The sequence below is a fragment of the Streptosporangium subroseum genome (genome assembly GCF_900188345.1).
Classification (GTDB): Bacteria; Actinomycetota; Actinomycetes; order Streptosporangiales; family Streptosporangiaceae; genus Streptosporangium; species Streptosporangium subroseum.
This window is the reverse complement of the sequence record NZ_FZOD01000017.1, coordinates 43,893-62,960: the sequence shown is the minus strand read 5'-3', so window position 1 is coordinate 62,960 and position 19,068 is coordinate 43,893. Positions and strand designations below refer to the sequence as shown.

Here is a 19,068-nt window from a genome sequence, read left to right as displayed (position 1 = left end):
GGCCCCGAGCGTGGGCACGGTTTCCATCCGGCTCCGGACCGTCGTCGACCTGTGGGGCGGCCACACCGCCCCGGACCGGGCCCGGCTCTGGGAGCGCGACACCCTGGTCAACGTGTGGTCGACGACCAAGGGCGTCACCGCGCTCTGCGCCCACATGCTGGCCGACCGCGGACTGCTCGACCTCGACGCCCCGGTCAGTGCCTACTGGCCGGAGTTCGCCGCCGGCGGCAAGCAGGACATTCCGGTCCGCCACCTGCTCTCGCACCGGGCGGGGCTCGCGGGACCGCGGGAGCCGACCAGCGTGGAGGAGCTGTTCGACGGGAAGCTGATGACATCGCGCCTGGCCGCGATGGAGCCGTGGTGGGAGCCGGGCACCGTGTCGGGGTACCACGCGATGAGCTACGGCTTTCTGGTCGGTGAGGTGATCAGGCGGATCGACGGCCGTAGCGTCGGCGCTTTCCTGCGCGAGGAGGTCACCGGGCCGCTCGGCGTCGATTTCTTCATCGGACTGCCCGAGTCCGAGGATCACCGGGTGGCCGAGCTCGTGCACCCGCCCGCCTCCGGATCGAGCGAGCAGGCCGAGGTCATCGCCCAGATGCACCCGGCCGCGGTCGCCGCGCTCGCCAACCCGCCCGTGGGCGCGGCCGAGGCCAACAGCCTGCCGTGGCGCCGCGCCGAGCTGCCCGCGGCGGGCGGTCACGGCACCGCCGGAGCGGTTGCGCAGCTGTACGGCATCGCGGCCTCGAAAGGTCGCTTCGGCGACCGGAAGGTGCTCGGCGAGTCAGCGGTCGAGCGAATGCGCGAGGGGCAGGGGGCATGCGTGGACCTCGTGCTCGGCGCGGGCTTCGGCGGGGAGACGGAGATCGGGCTGGGCTACTGGCTGAGCGGTCCCCGCGGTTCCTACGGCCCGAACCCTCGCGCGTTCGGGCACGACGGCTACGGCGGCTCCTTCGGCCTGGCCGACCCCGAGGCCGGGCTGAGCATCGGGTACGTGATGAACCGGATGGGCTCGCAGATCGCCGACGACCCGCGCAAGATGGCGCTGATCAACGCGGTGTACGCCGCGCTCTGAACCGTGTTGAGCGCACGGGCGAACGGCAATAACGTGCGAATCGGTGGTGGGTGGATGTCCGGGATGGGCCGGTGGCTCCGACGTCTCCGGTGAGAGGCGCCGATGGGGTGCCGGTCAGGAGGAGAGACCGTGAAGTACATGATCTTGACCTACGGGTCGCAGCAGGACTACGACGGCATGGCGGGCAAGGCCACCGGCGAACCGGCCTGGTCCGGGGAGGACTTCGCGGCGATGGGCGCGTTCATGGAGTCGCTCAACAAGGAGCTGGAGGAGTCCGGCGAGCTCGTCGAGACGCGAGCCCTGGTCGCTCCGGTGCACACCAGGAGACTCGAGTCGCGGGACGGTGTCTCGGTCGTGACGGACGGGCCGTACGCCGAGACCCAGGAGGTGCTGGCCGGTTACTGGGTCGTGGAGTGTGAGAGCTTCGACCGGGCGACCGAGATCGCCGCCCGGCTGGGCGACTGCCCGGCTCCGGCCCACGTCGCCGCGAGGGCCTACGCGGACGTACGGCCGATCGCGGAGTCCCAGGCCGAGCTGGAGATCTGACCGCTTCCGTGCCCGAGATCGAGGTTGAGGACCTGCTGCGCCGGCTGGCGCCGCAGGTCCTCGGCGCGGTGGTGCGGCGTTACGGGAATTTCGACCTCGCCGAGGACGCGGTGCAGGAGGCACTCCTCGCGGCCGCCGTGCAGTGGCCGAAGGAGGGGACCCCGGACAGTCCGCGAGGCTGGCTGATCACGGTCGCCGCGCGCAGGCTGACCGACCTGCTCCGTGGCGAGCAGGCGCGCCGGCGCCGTGAGGACACCGTCGCCAGGTGGACGCCGCCCGGCCAATGGACGGAGCCCGCCGCCGACAGGCCGGTGCCGGAGTCCGACGACACGCTCATCCTGCTGTTCATGTGCTGCCATCCCTCGCTGTCGCCGGCGTCGCAGATCGCGCTCACCCTGCGGGCGGTCGGCGGCCTGACCACCGCGGAGATCGCCCGGGCGTTTCTCGTACCGGAGGCGACCATGACCCGGCGCATCAGCCGGGCCAAGCAGCGCGTCAAGGACAGCGGTGTTCCCTTCGGCATGCCCCCGGCCGCCGCGCGCGCCCAGCGGCTCGTCGTGGTTCTCCACGTGCTCTACCTGATCTTCAACGAGGGCTATGTCAGCACGTCGGGGCCGAGCCTGCACCGCGGTGAGCTGTCGGCCGAGGCGATCCGCCTGGTCCGGCTGGTCCACCGCCTGCTGCCCGACGACGGTGAGGTGGCGGGGCTGCTCGCGCTCATGCTGCTGACCGACGCCCGACGGCCGGCGCGTGCCGGGCCGGACGGCGGGCTGATCCCGATGGCCGAGCAGGATCGGAGCCTCTGGAACGCCGGCCACATCGCCGAGGGCGTGGCACTCATCACCGCAGCGCTCCCTCGGGGAGTGCCAGGCCCCTACCAGCTCCAGGCGGCGATCGCCGCGATCCACGACGAGGCGCCGGATGCCGACGCGACCGACTGGCCGCAGATCGTGGCGCTCTACGAGCTGCTGATGCGCATCTCCGACAATCCCATGGTGGCCCTGAACCACGCCGTCGCGGTGGCCATGGCCCGAGGCGCGCGCGCCGGTCTCGACCTGCTCGGAAAGCTCCGGGCCGACGAGCGGATCGCCGGGGACCACCGGCTCCACGCGGTCCGCGCGCACCTGCTGGAGATGGCCGGTGATCACGCGGCGGCACGCGACTCCTATCGGGAGGCGGCCCGGCGAACGACCAACCTCCCGCAGCAGCGCTACCTCCACGCCCGGGCCGCCCGCCTCACCGGCGACCGGTGATTCCTTCGCCGCGAGGTGCCGGTGGGCGACGCGCTGAACGTCAGAGGACGGCGGGCGCCGGAGGACGGGCCGATGGAATTCGAGACGGAAGGCTCAGCCGCCCAGGCGCCGGACCTTGAGCGTGTTGTCCGTTGGAACTCGAGACGGAAGGCTCAACCGCCCAGGCGCCGGACCTTGAGCGTGTTGTCCGTACGGGTGCCCGGCTGCCCGTCGGGGCCGATCTGGATCCGCTCGTGTTCCTCGCTGATCAGCACCTCCCACTGCTCCTCTGCGAGTTCCAGGGCTTCAAGGACCTCCTGCGGCGTGGGAAGGACCACGTCGGGATGGTGATCGTGCTCCCAGGAGGGGTGTCCCGAGTGCCCGACGATGAGGAGCACCCCGCCGGGCGCGACGGCTGAGGCCGCGGTCCGCAGGATCTTCTCTCGTGGCATGTCGCCGAGGGAGTGCAGGAACTGGGCGGAGACGAGGTCGAAGACGCCGTCGGGGAAGGACGCTCCCAGGTCGTGCCGTTGCCAGTCGACGCGATCGGAGACGCCCGCCTCGGCCGCGTGCCGGGCCGCACGGTCGAGGGCGACCTGGGAGATGTCGGTGGCGGTGACCCGCCACCCCCGCTGTGCGAGCCAGATCGCGTCGGCTCCCTCGCCGCAGCCCAGGTCCAGGGCCCTACCCGGCTCCAGGCCGGTGATCTCACGGACCAGGACGGTGTTGGGGTTCCCGCTCCAGACCTGGTCGCTCTGGCTGTAACGGGCGTCCCAGAACTCCGCGTCCGAGACATTGTCATCGGTCATCGGCGTACCTCTTTCATGTCTTCGTGGTTCATGTCTTCGTGCCGGGCGGGGTCAGACCGTGCCGGCGGTCGCCGGGCACGCGCTCGCGGACTTACGGTTCCATCGCCGAGCACACGCTCGCGGGCTTACGGTTCCATCCGCGCGGAGAAAGGAGTGCGGCGGGCGGTGACGGCCCGGCGGGTGTCCTCGGCGACCAGGTCGGCGTTGATCGCCGCGGCGGCGCGCAGGCCCGCGCCGGCGGCACCGATGACCTGCTCCATCAGGTTGGCCACGTTTCCGGCCACCCACACCCCGGGCAGCTCCGTCGCCCCGGACGGGTCGGAGGCGACGTAGCTGCCGATCACCTGCCCGGCCATCTCCTGCTCGGTCGTCCCCAGGCCCAGGCTGGTGAGGACGTCCGCGCGGGCGGTGAAGCGCGGGCTCACCGCGAGAGCCCGGCAGGGGATCACCCGTCCGTCGTCCACGGTCACACCGGTGAGCCGGTCGTCCGTCACCGCCAGCGCCGTCACCCGCCCGTCCACCACGGCGATGTCACGGGCGGCCAGCTGCTCGTACTCCTCGTCGCCGAGCTTGGGCTCGGTGTGCAGGAAGAGGGTCACCTCCGCGCTCCACTGGCGCCACAGCAGGGCCTGGTGCACCGCGTTCGGCCCGGTGGCCAGGATGCCGATCGGCTGGTCGCGGACCTCCCATCCGTGGCAGTACGGGCAGTGCAGCACCTCGCGTCCCCATCGCTCGGCCACCCCCGGCACCTGCGGCAGCTCGTCGACCAGGCCGGTGGTCACCAGCAGCCGTCTCGCCACGACCGCGGACCCGTCTTCGAGTGTGACGCGGAAGCCACCGTCCTCCAGGCGCTCGGCCGCCACGACGTTGCCCTCCACGATCTCGCCGCCGTAGCCGGTCACCTCCTCGCGGCCCGTGGCCAGCAGCTGCGAGGGCGCCGTCCCCTCGCGTCCCAGGTAGTTGTGGATATGGGACGCCGGAGCGTTGCGCGGCCGTCCCGCGTCGATCACCAGCACCGAGCGGCGTGCCCGCGCCAGGGGCAGCGCCCCGCCCAACCCGGCGGCTCCGCCGCCGACGACCACCACGTCATAACGCCGCTCCCCCTCTTCGGGGGCGGCGGTTTCTCTCTCTGCATTCATGCTAAGCACCTCCGGTCGGGGAGATACTCCGTCCGGAGTCCATCGCTTGACAAACTTCGTTGCCAATACAGCAAACAGAGGGCCGGCAGACGATGACCTCTCGACCGTCCTGACCGCCGTGGGCCCATGCCTGTGTGCCCTGTGCCACGAACACGGCACCGTCCTGACCCAGCGGGCGAGGGGCGGTCTGGATCTCCCTCAGCACCCTCTCGCGTGAGGTCGCGGCGCGATCGACGGTGGTCTCGCCGTACTTCGAACTGCTCGCGTTGACCCGAGACGGGCGGTTAAGGAATAACCCCGGAGTTCGTGCGGGCCTCCATAGTCCGTTCGGCCTCTGGACCAGGGCGTTTTCCATGTAGAGCGTGACGGCCTGGCGGTTGATGGAATTTCGGGATTGGTGAGACTTCCGCCTCTTCGCTGAGGTTGTTGCAACGATGGTGAAGCCGAGGAGTCGCGTGCAGGCCCGACCGAGGATGGCTCGACCGGGCACCAGGTATCGCTCTGGCTGATGTCCCGAGGGAAACCTGCTCCGGTCCCTTTCGATTGCCCGTCACGACCTGGTTCGGCAGAATGCCGTCCATGATCGACAACCTGCGACCCGGCTGGAAAAGCCTGGTGGGCGTCCTGGCGGCCGGCGCGGTGTTTGGCGCGGCGACCTCCCTGGCCAACGCCGTAGCCCATCTTTCTGTGGATCTGGAAAGCCGGGAAGCGACGACCAACGGGTGGTCGATCATTGAGATCGTGAGCGTGCTGCTGGACTCTGGCTGGGCATGGGCCGGGCTGGCGGTGCTGGCGGGGTTCCTGGCCACCCGCGCCAAGCAGGGCGGCCTTGGGGCCCGATCCCTGGCCCGGGGCGCTGTTGCCGGTGTGGTGGCCCTGCTGGCCGCCACGGCGGTGTACTACGCCGTGGATACGGTCGTCCACGATGTCCCGCTTGGCTCCTATGTGTATGACACGGTCTTCTGGTGGGCGGCGAGTGTTACGCTCGGGCCGATTTTGGGTGCCATAGGGTCATGTGCCAGGCGACTGGGAGCAATCGGTGTGCTCGCCAAAGCGACCGTGCCGGTCGGCGCGGCCGTCCAGATGGTCGTGATACCACCAGGCAGGAATGAGGTGATCACGACCATCGGGCAATGGGTTGTGTGGACGACAGCTGCCGTGGCCATCGGTGTGATGGTGGTCCGTTTCCTCGGCGTGCAGCGGCACCGAAACTACTCCAGGGAAGCCGACTCGCTGTAAGCCTCCTCGGCCGGCAGATGAGTTTCCTTCCGGGATGCGCTCGGAAGGAAACTCTCAGGTCCGACTTCCGAGATTGCGCGCAACGAGCCTCCGTAAGAGCTCGGACCCGCTCGCGGCCACCACGCCATTGGGCCGTCGAAAGCTCCTGTCCAGCCGGCTGGTGCGCGCGATGCGAATCGGCCACGTCAGCGGCATGAGGCCAACCGGCCGTAGCCAACCCGTGATCACCCACCGGCCGCTCGCTCTTGTCCAAGTGAGCGCGTGAGCGACAAGATCACTCATCATGAGGCACCCTTCAGCGACTGCCGCTCTCCTGGCCACAGCGGTCATCGGCGCGGCGGCTCTCCTCCCCGCCCCGGTCGCCACCGCTCAGGCACGCACCGGGCCGGCGTCCGTGCGCGCCGCCTATCTTCCGTCCTGTCCCGACAAGAAGATCCCAGACATCTCCGGTCCCTGCGGTCACTGGCGGCTGCTGCTGCGCGACGGCAGGTATCTGACCGTCGGTGACGCCGCCACCAGCGTCACCGACGACAACGGCCGCGAGATCGACTACCTCAGCAAGTTCGATGTCAGCGCCGACGGGCGAGTGGTCGCGTACTGGCGCGCCCGCGACCACCGCCTGGTCGTGCGCCGTGTCGGCGGCCCGGCCACGGTGCTGCCCGCCGGGCTGCGCCCTAAGGGTTTCGGCACCCTCAGCCTGCAAATCGAGCTGTCACCCACCGGTGACAAGCTGCTCATCGACTACGCGGACCGGCCCAACCGCTTGCCCACCAAGGTGGTCACCGTCGCGACCGGCAAGGTTACCGAGCTGCCCGCAGCCGCCGACGCGCTCGAGTTCAGCGGCGACGGCGACGAGGTGCTGGCCACCCGCTGGGAGACCGACCGCATCACGACCCTGTACGCGTACCCACTCGACGGCAGCGCCCCGGTGGGCGGCACGCTGCCCCGGGTCGTCGCGGACGCCTACACCGAGGCCCTCGCCCCGGACGGCAAGACGCTCGCCTGGGTCACGAGGGGCGACCCCGAGGAGAAGCTGCCTTCGCGGGTGCGCCTGTACGACCTGGACAGCGGTGACAGCTCGCCGGCCGTGGACCTGCCGCTGCGGGGCAATGAGGTGCCGAACCTTCTCCGGTACGCCCCCGACGGGACGCTTCAGGTGCTGACGGTGTCGGGCAAGGAGGGGACGCCCCTGGTGGTGCGGGAGCTCGACATCGACCCGCTTGGCGACGGCTTGCTATCCGGCGACGTCCGGCAGAGCGACCGGTACAGCATCACCGATCATCGGCACGAGTATTACGCGGGAGGAGAGTAACCGGCATGAGAACCAGGATCGTCGCGGCCCTCACGGCGCGGGCCGGACCATCGCCGTTCGTATGGCCGAGACCGAATCCGCCACGACCGGACCGCCGCCCTGGCCCTGGCGTCTCGTCTCAACGGGTCCGCCGGCACTCCCCCGAGAATCCCAGATAGCGATCGGCTCGCCAGGCTGACCCGTCTGCTGTCGCTGCGTTCTGGGAGCTGTCCGTCGCCGCGGCCGACCCGCCGGCTGTATGCGGGCCTCGGGTTCCCGCGAACCCAAAGGCGCACACCCTCCCAGACCACCCCAACAACCCGATGCCGATCCTTGGGTTCGTGGGAACTCTAGGGTTTCTCGACCTGGTGCTCCCGAAGCTGCCCTGAAGCGACAAATAAATCTCTGCAATCGCTGGAACGGCAACTAAATCCCGAAATTTCGGCCAAACGACACGGAGCCCCCGTGCGAACGACAGCAGAACCCGGTTGCGAATCGTAAATTTCCATGACTCTGGCAGTTTTCAAAGGGCCCATTCGCTGGGCCGCTCTGACTCGCGACAAGCCGCGTCATCAAGGGTCAGAAGGCCGGATTCAAAGGCGGGAATTGGCCGCAGGCCGGCCGCAGAGAACTACTTGTCATTTGGCCGAAGATTCGGGAGTACTGGGCCGAATTTCCCGGCGACTCTTTTTCGGGGCCAAGGCTCGGGCGTGCGAACCCTGACAGTGAGGCGCGTGCCCATCTGCTCCTGGATGACAGCGAACTCTCCATACGCCTGCTATATGGGTTTTCGGGCGGGATAACGCGGCGAATGTGCCGTCGTTGGAAAAGCCGCTCGCGCCAGAGTTCGTCGCCGCGGTACGGCCAAAATTCAGACGGCCCTGCAACCGTGATCGGCCAGGGGCAAGCGGCTCGGCGCTGAGCGGCGGCACGGGTGCCGGCGGTTCGCCGGAGTGGTGCGGGCCCGGGGTCGACGCGCTCGGCCTGCACGTCCAGCGGCTGCATGGGGATCAGCTCGAACACGATCCGCAGACCTCCATCACGACGGCCCAGGATCTCGCCCGCCCGAACTGTCGTGCCACGCGGACCTTCCATTGCAATCGCCGCCGACTTTGCAACGTCATGCACTCGATTAGAGAGTCCGCAGGGCGAAGTGCCCAGTTCTTGACTTGCCTGAGAGGTGTAGGGTCCCGCGAAGCGAACGGCTTCCGCTCTGAGGTCAACGTCCCCCTTCGCAGAATCATGTGGTCGGTATTTCCCACTGGCTGAGAAGGAATTTGAAAAAATGAGCGCGAGACATCGAATCTCAATTACAGCTCGAATCACTCTGTTCACCGCTGTAACGGCGGTCCTGCTGTGCGGCCTGGTGGCAACGGTGCTGATGATTGCCATTCACCGTTATGCCACGGGGTTTCTCAATCAGGAGGTCCTCGCGGACGGTGGCCGCGTGGCCATGCAGGTAGAACGGGGCCAGGTGGTCTACCCCCTTGCACGACGCAAGTCCCGATACATACAAGTCGTCGACCCACGGGGCCGGGTCGTCGCCTCGACCCCGCCGCTGCTGGGCAAGCCCCGCATGGCGACGTTCACCCCCGACGGCAGCAGAGCCGCCACCTCCGTCGTGTGCGGCGGAGTCTTTCCCGACGGCGAATGCGACATGGTGATCGCGCAGTGGGCTCACCGGGCGGGCGGCAACTCGATCGTCTACTGCTCCTCCCCCGTGATCCCCCCATGGGTCGACCCCCGACTGGCCGCCGTGGTGGGCGTAGGAGCGCTGCTGTCCGCCACGGCCATCACCTACCTCGGCCGGCGGATCTCCGCCGCGTCCCTGCGGCCGGTGAACGCCATCCGGGCGGAACTCGACGAGATCAACGCGACCTGCCTGGGCCGCCGGGTGCCCGTACCGCCCAGCGATGACGAGATCCACGATCTGGCCGTCAGCGTCAACCACACGCTGGGCCGCCTGCAGGCCGCGGTGGAACAGCAGCGCCAGTTCGCCTCGGACGCCTCCCACGACCTGCGCAGCCCGATCGCCGCCATGCGCGCCGAGGTGGAGGACGCCCTGCTCGCGCCTCGGGAGACCAGTGTGACCGAGGTGGGTCGGGCCATTCTGGGCGGTCTGGAGCGGCTTCAGGCGATCGTCCATGACCTGCTGACCATCGCCCGGCTGGACGCGGGATGTCCGGGCGCCCGCGAGCCGATCGATCTGGCCGGACTCGTCACCGCGGAGTGTCGGATGCGCCACCATGTGAGAAGCGGGTGTGAATTCTTGCTTGAGCCCGGTGTCGTGGTGATCGGTGACCGGTTGCGGCTGGGTCGCCTGCTGACCAACCTCCTCGACAACGCCGAACGGCACGCCGACAGCATGATCACCATCACCGTACGGCGCGCTCCCGGCGACGGGCAGCGCTTCCCGCACGGCATGGCGGTGCTGGAGGTGATCGACGACGGGCAGGGCATCGATAAGGACAAGCGCGAGTTGGTGTTCCAGCGCTTCGCCCGGCTGGACGCCGCCCGCAGCAGGGACGCCGGGGGCACCGGGCTGGGCCTGCCGATCGCCCGGCAGATCGCCGAGGCGAGCGGAGGCAGCCTCCAGATCGAGGACAGCCCCCGCGGCGCGCGTTTTGTCCTGTGTCTTCCGGTCCACGAGGGTGATGCGGCTTCTCTCGCCTCGGGACCCGGCATCCTTCACCCGGACGTGTCCCCGACCATCAAATAGCGGCATTGTCGCGGGTCAGAATGTCGGATCCGGAGATGGGGCATCGACCGCAGGCCAACTTCGGAAAGTTGCTTGTCACGTGAGGACGGCTTCGGGAGTATCGGGCCGGTTCAACGTGTCGCGGTGAAGCGTCTCACGATCCACAAATTTGACCGATCGTTCCAGATAAGCCTAGAGTCCTGCCATGGCACGCACCCGGGAGTTCGACACCGAAGCGGCGATCGAGGCGGCGATGTCCGCCTTCCGCCGCAAGGGTTACGAGGGAACCTCCATCCAGGACCTGGTCGACGCGACCGGAGTGGGACGCGGGTCCCTGTACGCGGCATTCGGCAGCAAGGACAACCTGTACCTCGCGGCGATCGACCTCTACCGGGAGCGGTACGCCCTTCCGCTGGTCGAGATGCTGCGCGGAGGAACCCCCGCCAGGGAGTTGATCCGGGAGATCATGGTCGGGCTGGTGGACGAGATCGTCCAAGACGGGAACCGTCAGGCATGCCTGATCATCGGTGCGGCGATGGAGCGGGTGCACCATGACCCCACGGTGGCCGACCGGCTGCGGTCGACCACCCGGTCGATCGAGGGCGCGCTCTTCGACGTGATCGTTCAGGCACAGGCGTCCGGCCAGCTGTCCGACAGACGCGAGGCGGCCGACCTCGCGCGGTTCCTGGTGACGAACATGCAGGGACTGCGCGTCATGGGAGCCATCGATCCCGATCGGAAGGCCCTGATGGCTTCGGTCGAGGTGGCCCTGACCTGCTTTGACTGAACCCGCGTCCGCGGGCCGCCATGCCGCAAGATCACGAAGGTCCGGTCCGGCGTACTAGGGTCGTCGACGTGAGTGAGGTTGGGCGGACGCTCGAAGACGACGCACTTGACGCACCAGGGGCACGGCTTCTGGATGCCGCGCGGGCGGGTGATTCCGACGCCTTCGGGCATCTGGTCGATCCGTTCCGCGGTGAGCTGCAGGCGCACTGCTATCGGATGCTCGGGTCGATCCATGACGCCGAGGACGCGATGCAGGAATCGCTGGTGCGGGCCTGGCGGAGTCTGGAGCGGTTCGAGGACCGCGGCTCGATCCGGCCCTGGCTGTACAGGATCGCGACCAACAGGTGCCTGACGCTCATCGAGCGCCGGGGTCGCCGGGAGCTTCCCACCGATCTCAGCCCGGGTGCCGTGCCCCTCGCCGAGACCTCGTGGCTCGAACCGTACCCCGACGAGAGACTGGGCTGGGCGGACCTGGGCCCCGAGGCTCGCTACGTGGCGCGCGAGGGTGTGGAGCTGGCCTTCGTCGCCGCGCTCCAGCACCTGCCGGCTCGCCAGCGAGCCGTCCTGGTTCTGCGTGAGGTCCTCGGGTTCTCGGCTCGTGAGGTCGCGGACCTGATGGAGACCACGGTCGCGTCGGTCAACAGCGCGCTGCAGCGAGCCCGCAAGGTCCTCGGCGACCGGCTTCCCGCCGTCAGCCAGCAGAAGGAGCTGCGATCCCTGCAGGACGAGGACCTCCGGAGGCTGGCCGACCGGTACGCGACCGCGTGGGAGATCGGGGACGTCGAGGCCATCGTGGCCATGCTGACCGACGACGCCAAGTACGCGATGCCGCCGTTGACCGAATGGTACGAGGGCCACGAGGGCATCAGAGCCTTCCTGGTCGAGAAGCCGCTGAGGTGGCGCTGGCGCTTCCTGCCCGCGAACGCGAACGGGCAGCTCGCGTTCGGCACCTACATGTGGGACGAGGACAGGTCCGCCTACGTCGCGTCGGGGCTCGACCTGCTCGCGCTGCGCGGCACGAAGATCGCCGAGGTCGTCTCGTTCCTGACGCCGGAGATCTTCGCCCTGTTCGGCCTCCCCGACGAGATCACGGAGTAATCCGGCCTCGGGCGATGAGTTCGGAGCCTCCCGCGGGTTGTACGCGGTGACGGAACCCGATCGACACGCAGGAGGCAGACCATGTTGCTCAAGGGCAAGAACGCGATCATCTACGGCGGAGGCGGCTCGGTCGGAGGTGCCGTCGCCCGTGCGTTCGGTCGCGAGGGGGCGCGGGTCTTTCTCGCCGGGCGGACCCGCGCGACGCTGGAGAAGGTCGCCGACCAGATCCGCGGCGCGGGAGGCGCGGCGGAGACCGCCGAGGTCGACGCGCTGAACGAAAGATCGGTCGACGAGCACGCGGCCGCCGTCGTGGCCGAGGCGGGAAGCATCGACGTGTCCTTCAATGTGATCTCGGACAGTGACGTGCAGGGAACACCGATGATCGATATGTCGCTGGAGGACTACCTGAGCCCGGTCGTGACCGCCGTGAGCTCCAAGTTCCTCACCGCGCGCGCCGCCGCCCGGCACATGGCCGGGCAGCGGTCGGGCGTGATCATGGCTTTCGGCGGGCCGGGCGACCGAGGCTCGATGCGCCACTACAACCTGGGAGGGTTGCTGGTCGCGTTCGACGCGGTCGAGTCCATGCGGCGCCAGCTGGCCTCGGAGCTCGCGCCGTACGGGATCCGCGTCGTCACCCTGCAGACCGGTGGCCTGCCCGAGACGATCCCGGCGGGCGCAGACCAGCGCAAGGCCATCGAGGACGACCTCGTCGGGCGGACTCTGACCGGGCGGGCGGCCTCGCTGGAGGACGTCGGCAACGTGGCCGTCTTCGCCGCCTCGGACTGGGCTCGCACCGTGACGGGGTCGGCGATCAACATGACCTGCGGCGCGGTCCTGGACTGAGACGCGGCCGACCAGCCGGGCGGTGCCGGACCGCCCGACGGCCGGGCGGTCCGCGCCGGACCGCCCGGCAGAGGTGTGCGCCGGACTCGGTGGCGTCGAGTTTCCGCCGTGACAGGATGTGCGGAACATTACTGATCTTGATGGGGGAAAGCCCGATGACAGAGGCCACACCGCAGATGGTCGTGGACGGAGCCGTTCCCCTGCATCCGGTGATCTCCCCGGACGGCCGCTGGGTCGCCTACGCGGTCGCCCCGATCGGCATGCGGGAGAAACACCCGGTCAGCGCGCTCTGGGTCGCCGCCGCCGATGGGAGCTCACCGCCCAGGAAGTTGACCGCGGGGACGGCGAACGACTCCGTCCCGCGGTGGGCGCCGGATTCGGCGTCGCTCTTCTTCGCCTCGGATCGGAGGGAGCGGGGCGTCCCCCAGCTGCACCGGATATCGCTCGACGGCGGGGAGGCCGAGGCCCTGACCGCCTGGAAGGGCGGGATCTCCGATCACCTCCCGCTCGGTGACGCCCACCTGGTCGCCGTGATCGCCGCGGACGAGCCGACCGAGGAGGACGAGCGCAGGGAGAGCGAGCGCGACGACGCCAAGGTGTGGGGAGAGCGGGTGCCCTACGACCGCCTGCGACTGCTCGACCTTGGCACCGGAGAGCTCCGGGTGGTGGACGGGCTCGGCGACAGGCACGTCGTCGAGGTGGTCCAGCGACCGGACGGCGGCCCGCTCGCGGTGCTCAGCTGGGCCGCCCCGGACGGCGACCCCGTCAGCTTCGCCTCCGAGTTGCACGTGGTCGACCCGGAGACCGGGAAGGTCCAGGATCTCGGCCGGACCGAGTTGCAGGCGTTCTCGCCGGCCTGGTGGAACACCGACGGCGCCTGGCATCTGATCTACCTGGCGGTGACCCCGCCCAGCCCGGTCGGAGGCCTGGCCGTCTTCGACGTCACCGTTCCCGAGACGGGTGCCGCGGGGGAACATCGCAACCTGACCATCGGCATGACGGTCTGCCCGTCCGGCCTCGCGCAGGTCACGGGCAGCCCTCCACTGGCGCTGTTCGCCGACGGGCTCGACACCGCGATCTACCGGCTCGACCCCGAGGCGCGGCGGTTCCAGCCGGTGTTCTCCATGGATGGTTTCGCCGACTCGCTCACCGTGAGCCGCTCGGGCGAGGTCGTCGCCGTGGTGGCGAGCACCTCCTACGAGCCGAAGAACGTTCACGCCGGACCGCCCGCCGGACCGCTCATCCGGCTCAGCGACACCAGGCCGGAGCTGCGCCAGGTCAGGTGGGGAACCCAGGAACGTCTCTCCTACAAGGCGTCCGACGGACTCGTCCTCGACGGGCTGCTGATCCTGCCGGTCGGGCGGAGCCGCGACGACGGCCCCTTCCCGCTCATCACGCTGGTGCACGGCGGCCCCTACCACAGGCACCCCGACCAGTTCATGCTCAGCGCGAACCCGTCGGGTCAGTGGCTGGCGACCGCGGGATACGCGGTCTTCCTGCCCAACCCGCGCGGCGGCGAGGGCCACGGGCACGACTTCGCGGCGACCGTCGCGGGCGCGGTCGGCATGGAGGAATGGACCGACATCCTCGGTGGGATCGACCTGCTGATCGCCGAGGGCGTCGCGGACCCGGACCGGCTCGGGATCGGCGGAGGGAGCCACGGCGGGTTCATGGCCGCCTGGGCGATCGGGCAGACCAATCGGTTCAAGGCCGCACTGGTGGGCGCCGGGATCAGCGACTGGGGAATGCTCGTCGCCACCGGCGAGGGGGGCATCCTGGAGGCGGGGCTCGGCGGCAGTGTCGGCTGGGAGGGGCCCGGCCCACACCCCCACGACCGGCTCAGCCCGATCTCGTTCGCCTCGAAAATCCGCACCCCGGTGCTGATCCTGCACGGCGAGAACGACACGAACGTGCCACTCGCCCAGGCGACGTTCTTCCACCGCGCGCTGCGTCATTTTGACGTCGAGCACGAGTTCGTCGTCTACCCGCGCGAGGGACACTCGTTCAGGGAACGCAACCATCAGCTCGACGTGCTCCGGCGCACCCGCGCCTGGTTCGGCAGATGGCTCGGCGACCCGGCCCCGGATCGGTGACGTGCCACGCGGCCGGGCAGGATCATGGGCGCCGACCACATCGGTGCGGCAGCCCGGCCGCGTAGGCGTCGTGCCGGCACCGGTCACGGTGATCGGGATGCGCAACAGCGATCAACGCGCGGGCGCGCTGGTACGGGCTGCGCCCGCGCCACGGATGGAGGCGCGTTCCCCGAACGCGTCCATCCGGTGCACCCGGACCCGGCGAAGCCGGTCGGCATGGGCCTCCAGAGCGTCCATCACGGTGAACCTGTGATTGCGGCCGATTGATATCCTCTGTGGGCTTGCCTGGCCTACCCCCGATGTCGATCACGCCGGCCGAGGAAGAGCACGCACCGCCGAGGAGAGAGCGGCGCGGGCCGGAACCGGGCACGGGAATCGAAAATCACGGCCCGGGTCGTCGAACTTTCCCGGCCGCCGCCGCATCTCGTTGAGAGCGCTCAGTGCGCCCGAAAGGAGAACGGTGTGCCATCGAACCCGGAGTCGGACGTTGAGCTGGTGTTCGCCGCCCAGTCCGGAGACGCGACGTGCCTGGGGCTGCTGATGTCGCGGCACCTGGCCGGCATGCAGGCGGTCGCGCTGAGCATGCTCGGGTACGGGCCCGACGCCGAGGACGCCGTCCAGGACGCCATGCTGGTGGCGGTGCGGCGGATCGGCGAGCTGCGTGATCCGGCGGCCGTGGGCCCATGGCTGCGGGCGATCGTGCGGAACGGTTGCCGGATGCGGCTGCGGGCGTCGCGCGCCGTACTGCTGGGCGACGTGGAGGCGCTGGCGCTGCCCTCCGGCGAACCGACGCCGGAGGAGCTGCTGGAGAGCCGGTCGCTGCGGGACTGGGTCTGGCACGCGCTGAGCGAGCTATCCGAACCGGTGCGTCTGACGGCCCTGCTGCGGTATTTCAGCGATGTCTCATCTTATGAGCAGATCGCCGCGCTGTGCGGGGTGCCGGTCGGCACCGTCCGCAGCCGGCTGAGCCAGGCCAGGACCAAGCTCGCCACAGCCCTGGTGGACACGGCCGACCTGGTGCACGACGACGCCGCGTCGTTGAACGACGTTCGGCGGCGGGAGGCCGAGGAGATGCTGGCGGCATCGCGCCGGGGCGCGTTCGCCGACGCCGTGAAGGAACGCTGGCGGCCCGACGCCGAGTTCATCGGGCCCGACGGCCGGCGGCTGGGCGACCAGGACTTCATGATCCGGGGAATGGAGTCCGACCTGGCGCACGGCGTACGGCAGCGCATCGTCAACGTGGTGTCGAGCGGGGACCTGATGATCTGGGAGGCCGAGCTGATCAACTCGCCGGAGAATCCGAATCACTGCCCGCCCGGCGTGGTCTGGCTGCATCTCTTGCGCGACGAACGGGTCCGGCGGCTGCGGCTGTTTCATCCGCGGCCGGCGAGGCCCACACTCTGAGATCCGGCCTCCGCGAGCAGGAAGGACCGGGCGTCCGCCGTCCCGGGGAATCCCGCGAACCCCGGGAGGCGTCGAGATCTCGCGTCGAACCTCGTCAGCCGGCGAGCAGCGTACCGAACACGAGATCGAAGAAGGGGTCGAAGGCGTCCGCCGAGCGGTCGGCGCGAGCCGCGATGAGCGTGCCCTCCCAGGCGTTGAGGACAAAACGTGCCGTCGTCTCGGGGTTGAGATCGGCGCGCACCGTCCCGGCACCCTGGGCCTCGGCGAGCGCCGCCGTGATCAGGGCGGCCCACCGATGGAGGCTGTCCTGTGCGGCCTCGCGGATCACCTCGCTGTGATCGGCGATCTCGGTGCAGAAGTTGCCGATGAGGCACCCTCGCGTGATCCCCCGGTGCAGGTTCTCGTCACGGAGGAACTCGAAGTGCTCCCGCAGGCGTGTCAGGGGGTCGACGCCGCTGTCGGCGAGTTCTCGCAGGCGGAGCCCGTCGCCGTAGCGCTGTATGGCCACGACGGCCAGTGCTTCCTTGCTGGTGAAGTGGTTGTAGAACGACCCCTTCGGCACGCCGGCCGCATCGGTGATGTCCTTCACCCCGGCCGCGCTGTAGCCATGGGTGTGGAACTGCTCCAGCCCCGCTTCGACGATCTCCTCGCGCATGCTCTGCCTGGCCATGGTCGCCACCTCCCGCTCTAATATGGTCGGTCGTCTTAGCTGTGTCAAGCCGGCCCCGACGACCGCGAGGGTGACTCACGGCCTCATGTCCTTACGATCACTCGTGGCCGGCGCTCGCAAGGATGGTTTACCGCCTCACGACCACTCGTGGCCTGCGACCTCCGAGGCATGGAGACCTGGCTCATCAGCGGCGCCTCCTCCGGCGTCGGCCGGCAGCCGAACTTCCGCCGGAGCGCGGCGGCCACATCGCCACCCCCAAGCCCTGAGCTGCGGAAACATGTGAAATACAATGATCGGGCGCACGTTTCGGGCCCTTCTTGCGTTGCGCGGCCGAACCACCCGGACGGAAAACCCTGACGTGGGGAGGACCCAATGGCCAAGCTGCTGGCGGTCAACGTCGGTCTGCCGCAGGACGTCCCCTGGCAGGGCAGGAACGTGTACACCGGCGTGTGGAAGCAGGCCGTCACCGGTCCCCGGATGGTGCGCCGGCTCAACATCGACGGGGACGGGCAGGGAGACCTCGCCGGACACGGCGGTGAGCACCGCGCGGTGCTGGTCTACCAGATCGACTCCTACCGCCACTGGCAGGAGCAGTTCGGACGCGACGACTTCGTCTACGGGCAGTTCGGGGAGAACTTCACCGTCGACGGGCTGCCGGACGACGAGGTGTGCATCGGAGACCAATACCGGATCGGCGAGGCGGTGTTCGAGGTCACTCAGCCGCGCGTCACCTGCTACCGGGTGGGCCTGCGGATGGATGAGCCCCGGATGCCCTCCCTGCTGGTGTCCCACCGGCGTCCCGGGTTCTACCTCCGGGTCCTCACCGAGGGACGCGTGGAGGCGGGAGAAGAGATCGTCAAGGTCGCCTCCGGCCCGGAGGGCGTGACCGTCGCGGAGATCGACGCCCTGCTGTACCTGCCCGGCCACCCCCGCGACCAGCTCGCCCGGGCGCTGCGCGTTCCCGCCCTCAGCCCGGGATGGAAGGGCTCCCTGCAGGCACTGCTCGACCAGGCCGAAGGCGTCCCGGGGAAACCGGCGGGCAACGCGGGACTGGCCTCCACCGGTCCGCCGCCCGCCTGGGACGGGTTCCGGCCGCTGAAGGTCGCCCGCATCGACGCGGAGAGCAGAAGCGTGTTCTCGCTGACGCTGGCCGCCGTCGACGGAGCGCCGCTGCCGGCGGCGCTGCCGGGGCAGTTCCTCACCTTCCGGATGCGCCCGGACACCGCCGGTCCCCCGGTCATCCGCAGTTACTCGATGTCCGGCCGCCCGGGGTCCGCGTGGTATCGCATCAGCGTGAAGCAGGAACCGCGGGGCGTCGCCAGCGGCTATCTCCGCGCTCACCTGCGCGTCGGCGACGTTCTCGACGTCGCGGCCCCCAGGGGCGTCTTCACCCTGCGGGCCGGTGACTCGCCGGTCCTGCTGGTGTCCGCCGGCATCGGAGCCACTCCCGTCCTGGCCATGCTGCACGCGCTGGCCGCCGCCCGCGACCCGCGTGAGGTGTGGTGGCTGTACGGGACACGCGACGGCGCCGAGCACCCCTTCGCGCAGGAGAGCCGCGACCTGCTGGCCCGGCTCCCGAACGCCCACGAGTACGTTTGCTACAGCCGTCCGGCGCCCGATGACCGCCGGGGAGTCGACTACGAGACCGCGGGACGGATATCGGCCGACCTGCTCGACGGCCTCCGGGTTCCCCGGGCGGCCGACGCCTACCTCTGTGGCCCTCCGGCGTTCATGCACGAGCTTCCCGCCGCCCTCGCCTCCGCCGGCCTCACTCCCTCCCGGATCCACACGGAGATCTTCGGTGCGGGGCGGGCCCTGACGCCCGGTCTTACCGATGTCGCCGCGCGGCCGGTGCATCCGCCCGCGGGTCCACCCGGCCCGGGACCGGCGATCTCGTTCGCGCGCAGCGGCCTCACCGTCGAATGGGACCCCTCGTACGCGAGCCTGCTCGAGTTGGCGGAGGCCTGTGACGTGCCGACCCGCTGGTCATGCCGTACCGGTGTCTGTCACACCTGCGAGAGCGGCCTGCTGTCCGGCGCCGTCGGCTACTCCCCCGAACCGGTGGAGGCGCCGACCGAGGGCGACGTCCTGATCTGCTGCTCCCAGCCCCGGGACGATCTCGTCCTGGACCTCTGAGCTCCTCCGGCG

16 protein-coding genes are annotated in these 19,068 nt (G+C 69.7%); 12 read left to right on the top strand and 4 right to left on the bottom strand.

Features of this window, described 5'->3' with window-relative positions:
* Positions 1-10: 10 nt before the first annotated feature.
* The 3 genes from CHC08_RS18795 to CHC08_RS18785 all read left to right on the top strand — a co-directional run bounded on the left by CHC08_RS18795 (position 11) and on the right by CHC08_RS18785 (position 2,871).
* Positions 11-1,072 (top strand): serine hydrolase domain-containing protein, encoded by a 1,062-nt coding sequence (locus tag CHC08_RS18795; protein WP_218825365.1) that lies wholly within the window; start codon positions 11-13, stop codon positions 1,070-1,072.
* 138 nt (positions 1,073-1,210) lie between these two features.
* The gene (locus tag CHC08_RS18790) at positions 1,211-1,618 is read left to right on the top strand and encodes a YciI family protein (protein ID WP_245878411.1); all 408 of its coding nucleotides are present in this window, start codon (positions 1,211-1,213) and stop codon (positions 1,616-1,618) included.
* Positions 1,619-1,626: 8 nt separating this feature from the next.
* A complete protein-coding gene (locus tag CHC08_RS18785; protein WP_089208610.1) occupies positions 1,627-2,871 on the top strand; it encodes an RNA polymerase sigma factor in 1,245 nt (414 codons plus the stop codon).
* Between the two features lie 152 nt (positions 2,872-3,023).
* On the opposite strand, the gene CHC08_RS18780 is transcribed toward CHC08_RS18785, so the two are convergent.
* Both CHC08_RS18780 and CHC08_RS18775 read right to left on the bottom strand, forming a co-directional pair.
* Positions 3,024-3,659: an SAM-dependent methyltransferase gene (locus tag CHC08_RS18780; protein ID WP_089208609.1), complete on the bottom strand. Its 636-nt coding sequence runs from the start codon at positions 3,657-3,659 to the stop codon at positions 3,024-3,026.
* A gap of 125 nt (positions 3,660-3,784) precedes the next feature.
* A complete protein-coding gene (locus CHC08_RS18775; RefSeq protein ID WP_089208608.1) occupies positions 3,785-4,798 on the bottom strand; it encodes an NAD(P)/FAD-dependent oxidoreductase in 1,014 nt (337 codons plus the stop codon).
* Positions 4,799-5,377: 579 nt separating this feature from the next.
* Between CHC08_RS18775 and CHC08_RS18770 the strand changes: the two genes are divergently transcribed.
* The 7 genes from CHC08_RS18770 (at position 5,378) to CHC08_RS18740 (ending at position 14,846) form a co-directional block, all read left to right on the top strand.
* Entirely contained in the window at positions 5,378-6,037 is a 660-nt protein-coding gene (locus tag CHC08_RS18770; RefSeq protein WP_143653271.1) for a hypothetical protein, read from the top strand.
* 283 nt (positions 6,038-6,320) lie between these two features.
* On the top strand, positions 6,321-7,349 hold the full coding sequence (locus CHC08_RS18765) for a hypothetical protein (RefSeq protein ID WP_089208606.1): 1,029 nt from the start codon (positions 6,321-6,323) through the stop codon (positions 7,347-7,349).
* Between the two features lie 1,432 nt (positions 7,350-8,781).
* On the top strand, positions 8,782-10,047 hold the full coding sequence (locus CHC08_RS18760; protein ID WP_245878410.1) for a sensor histidine kinase: 1,266 nt from the start codon (positions 8,782-8,784) through the stop codon (positions 10,045-10,047).
* A gap of 184 nt (positions 10,048-10,231) precedes the next feature.
* A complete protein-coding gene (locus CHC08_RS18755; RefSeq protein ID WP_089208605.1) occupies positions 10,232-10,813 on the top strand; it encodes a TetR/AcrR family transcriptional regulator in 582 nt (193 codons plus the stop codon).
* 68 nt (positions 10,814-10,881) lie between these two features.
* Positions 10,882-11,910 (top strand): sigma-70 family RNA polymerase sigma factor, encoded by a 1,029-nt coding sequence (locus tag CHC08_RS18750; RefSeq protein WP_245878404.1) that lies wholly within the window; start codon positions 10,882-10,884, stop codon positions 11,908-11,910.
* An 81-nt stretch (positions 11,911-11,991) separates the two neighbouring features.
* Positions 11,992-12,753 (top strand): SDR family NAD(P)-dependent oxidoreductase, encoded by a 762-nt coding sequence (locus CHC08_RS18745; protein WP_089208603.1) that lies wholly within the window; start codon positions 11,992-11,994, stop codon positions 12,751-12,753.
* A 155-nt stretch (positions 12,754-12,908) separates the two neighbouring features.
* Positions 12,909-14,846: a S9 family peptidase gene (locus CHC08_RS18740; protein ID WP_089208602.1), complete on the top strand. Its 1,938-nt coding sequence runs from the start codon at positions 12,909-12,911 to the stop codon at positions 14,844-14,846.
* 111 nt (positions 14,847-14,957) lie between these two features.
* Here CHC08_RS18740 and CHC08_RS52440 read toward each other — a convergent pair whose 3' ends face one another.
* Positions 14,958-15,083 carry a hypothetical protein gene (locus CHC08_RS52440; RefSeq protein WP_275937186.1) on the bottom strand — a complete coding sequence of 42 codons (126 nt, stop codon included), beginning with the start codon at positions 15,081-15,083 and terminating at the stop codon, positions 14,958-14,960.
* 225 nt (positions 15,084-15,308) lie between these two features.
* Between CHC08_RS52440 and CHC08_RS18735 the strand changes: the two genes are divergently transcribed.
* On the top strand, positions 15,309-16,250 hold the full coding sequence (locus tag CHC08_RS18735; RefSeq protein WP_218825363.1) for an RNA polymerase sigma factor: 942 nt from the start codon (positions 15,309-15,311) through the stop codon (positions 16,248-16,250).
* 94 nt (positions 16,251-16,344) lie between these two features.
* On the opposite strand, the gene CHC08_RS18730 is transcribed toward CHC08_RS18735, so the two are convergent.
* Positions 16,345-16,920 (bottom strand): TetR/AcrR family transcriptional regulator, encoded by a 576-nt coding sequence (locus CHC08_RS18730; protein WP_143653270.1) that lies wholly within the window; start codon positions 16,918-16,920, stop codon positions 16,345-16,347.
* Positions 16,921-17,292: 372 nt separating this feature from the next.
* Between CHC08_RS18730 and CHC08_RS18725 the strand changes: the two genes are divergently transcribed.
* Positions 17,293-19,056 carry an MOSC and FAD-binding oxidoreductase domain-containing protein gene (locus tag CHC08_RS18725; protein WP_089208600.1) on the top strand — a complete coding sequence of 588 codons (1,764 nt, stop codon included), beginning with the start codon at positions 17,293-17,295 and terminating at the stop codon, positions 19,054-19,056.
* Positions 19,057-19,068 lie beyond the last annotated feature (12 nt).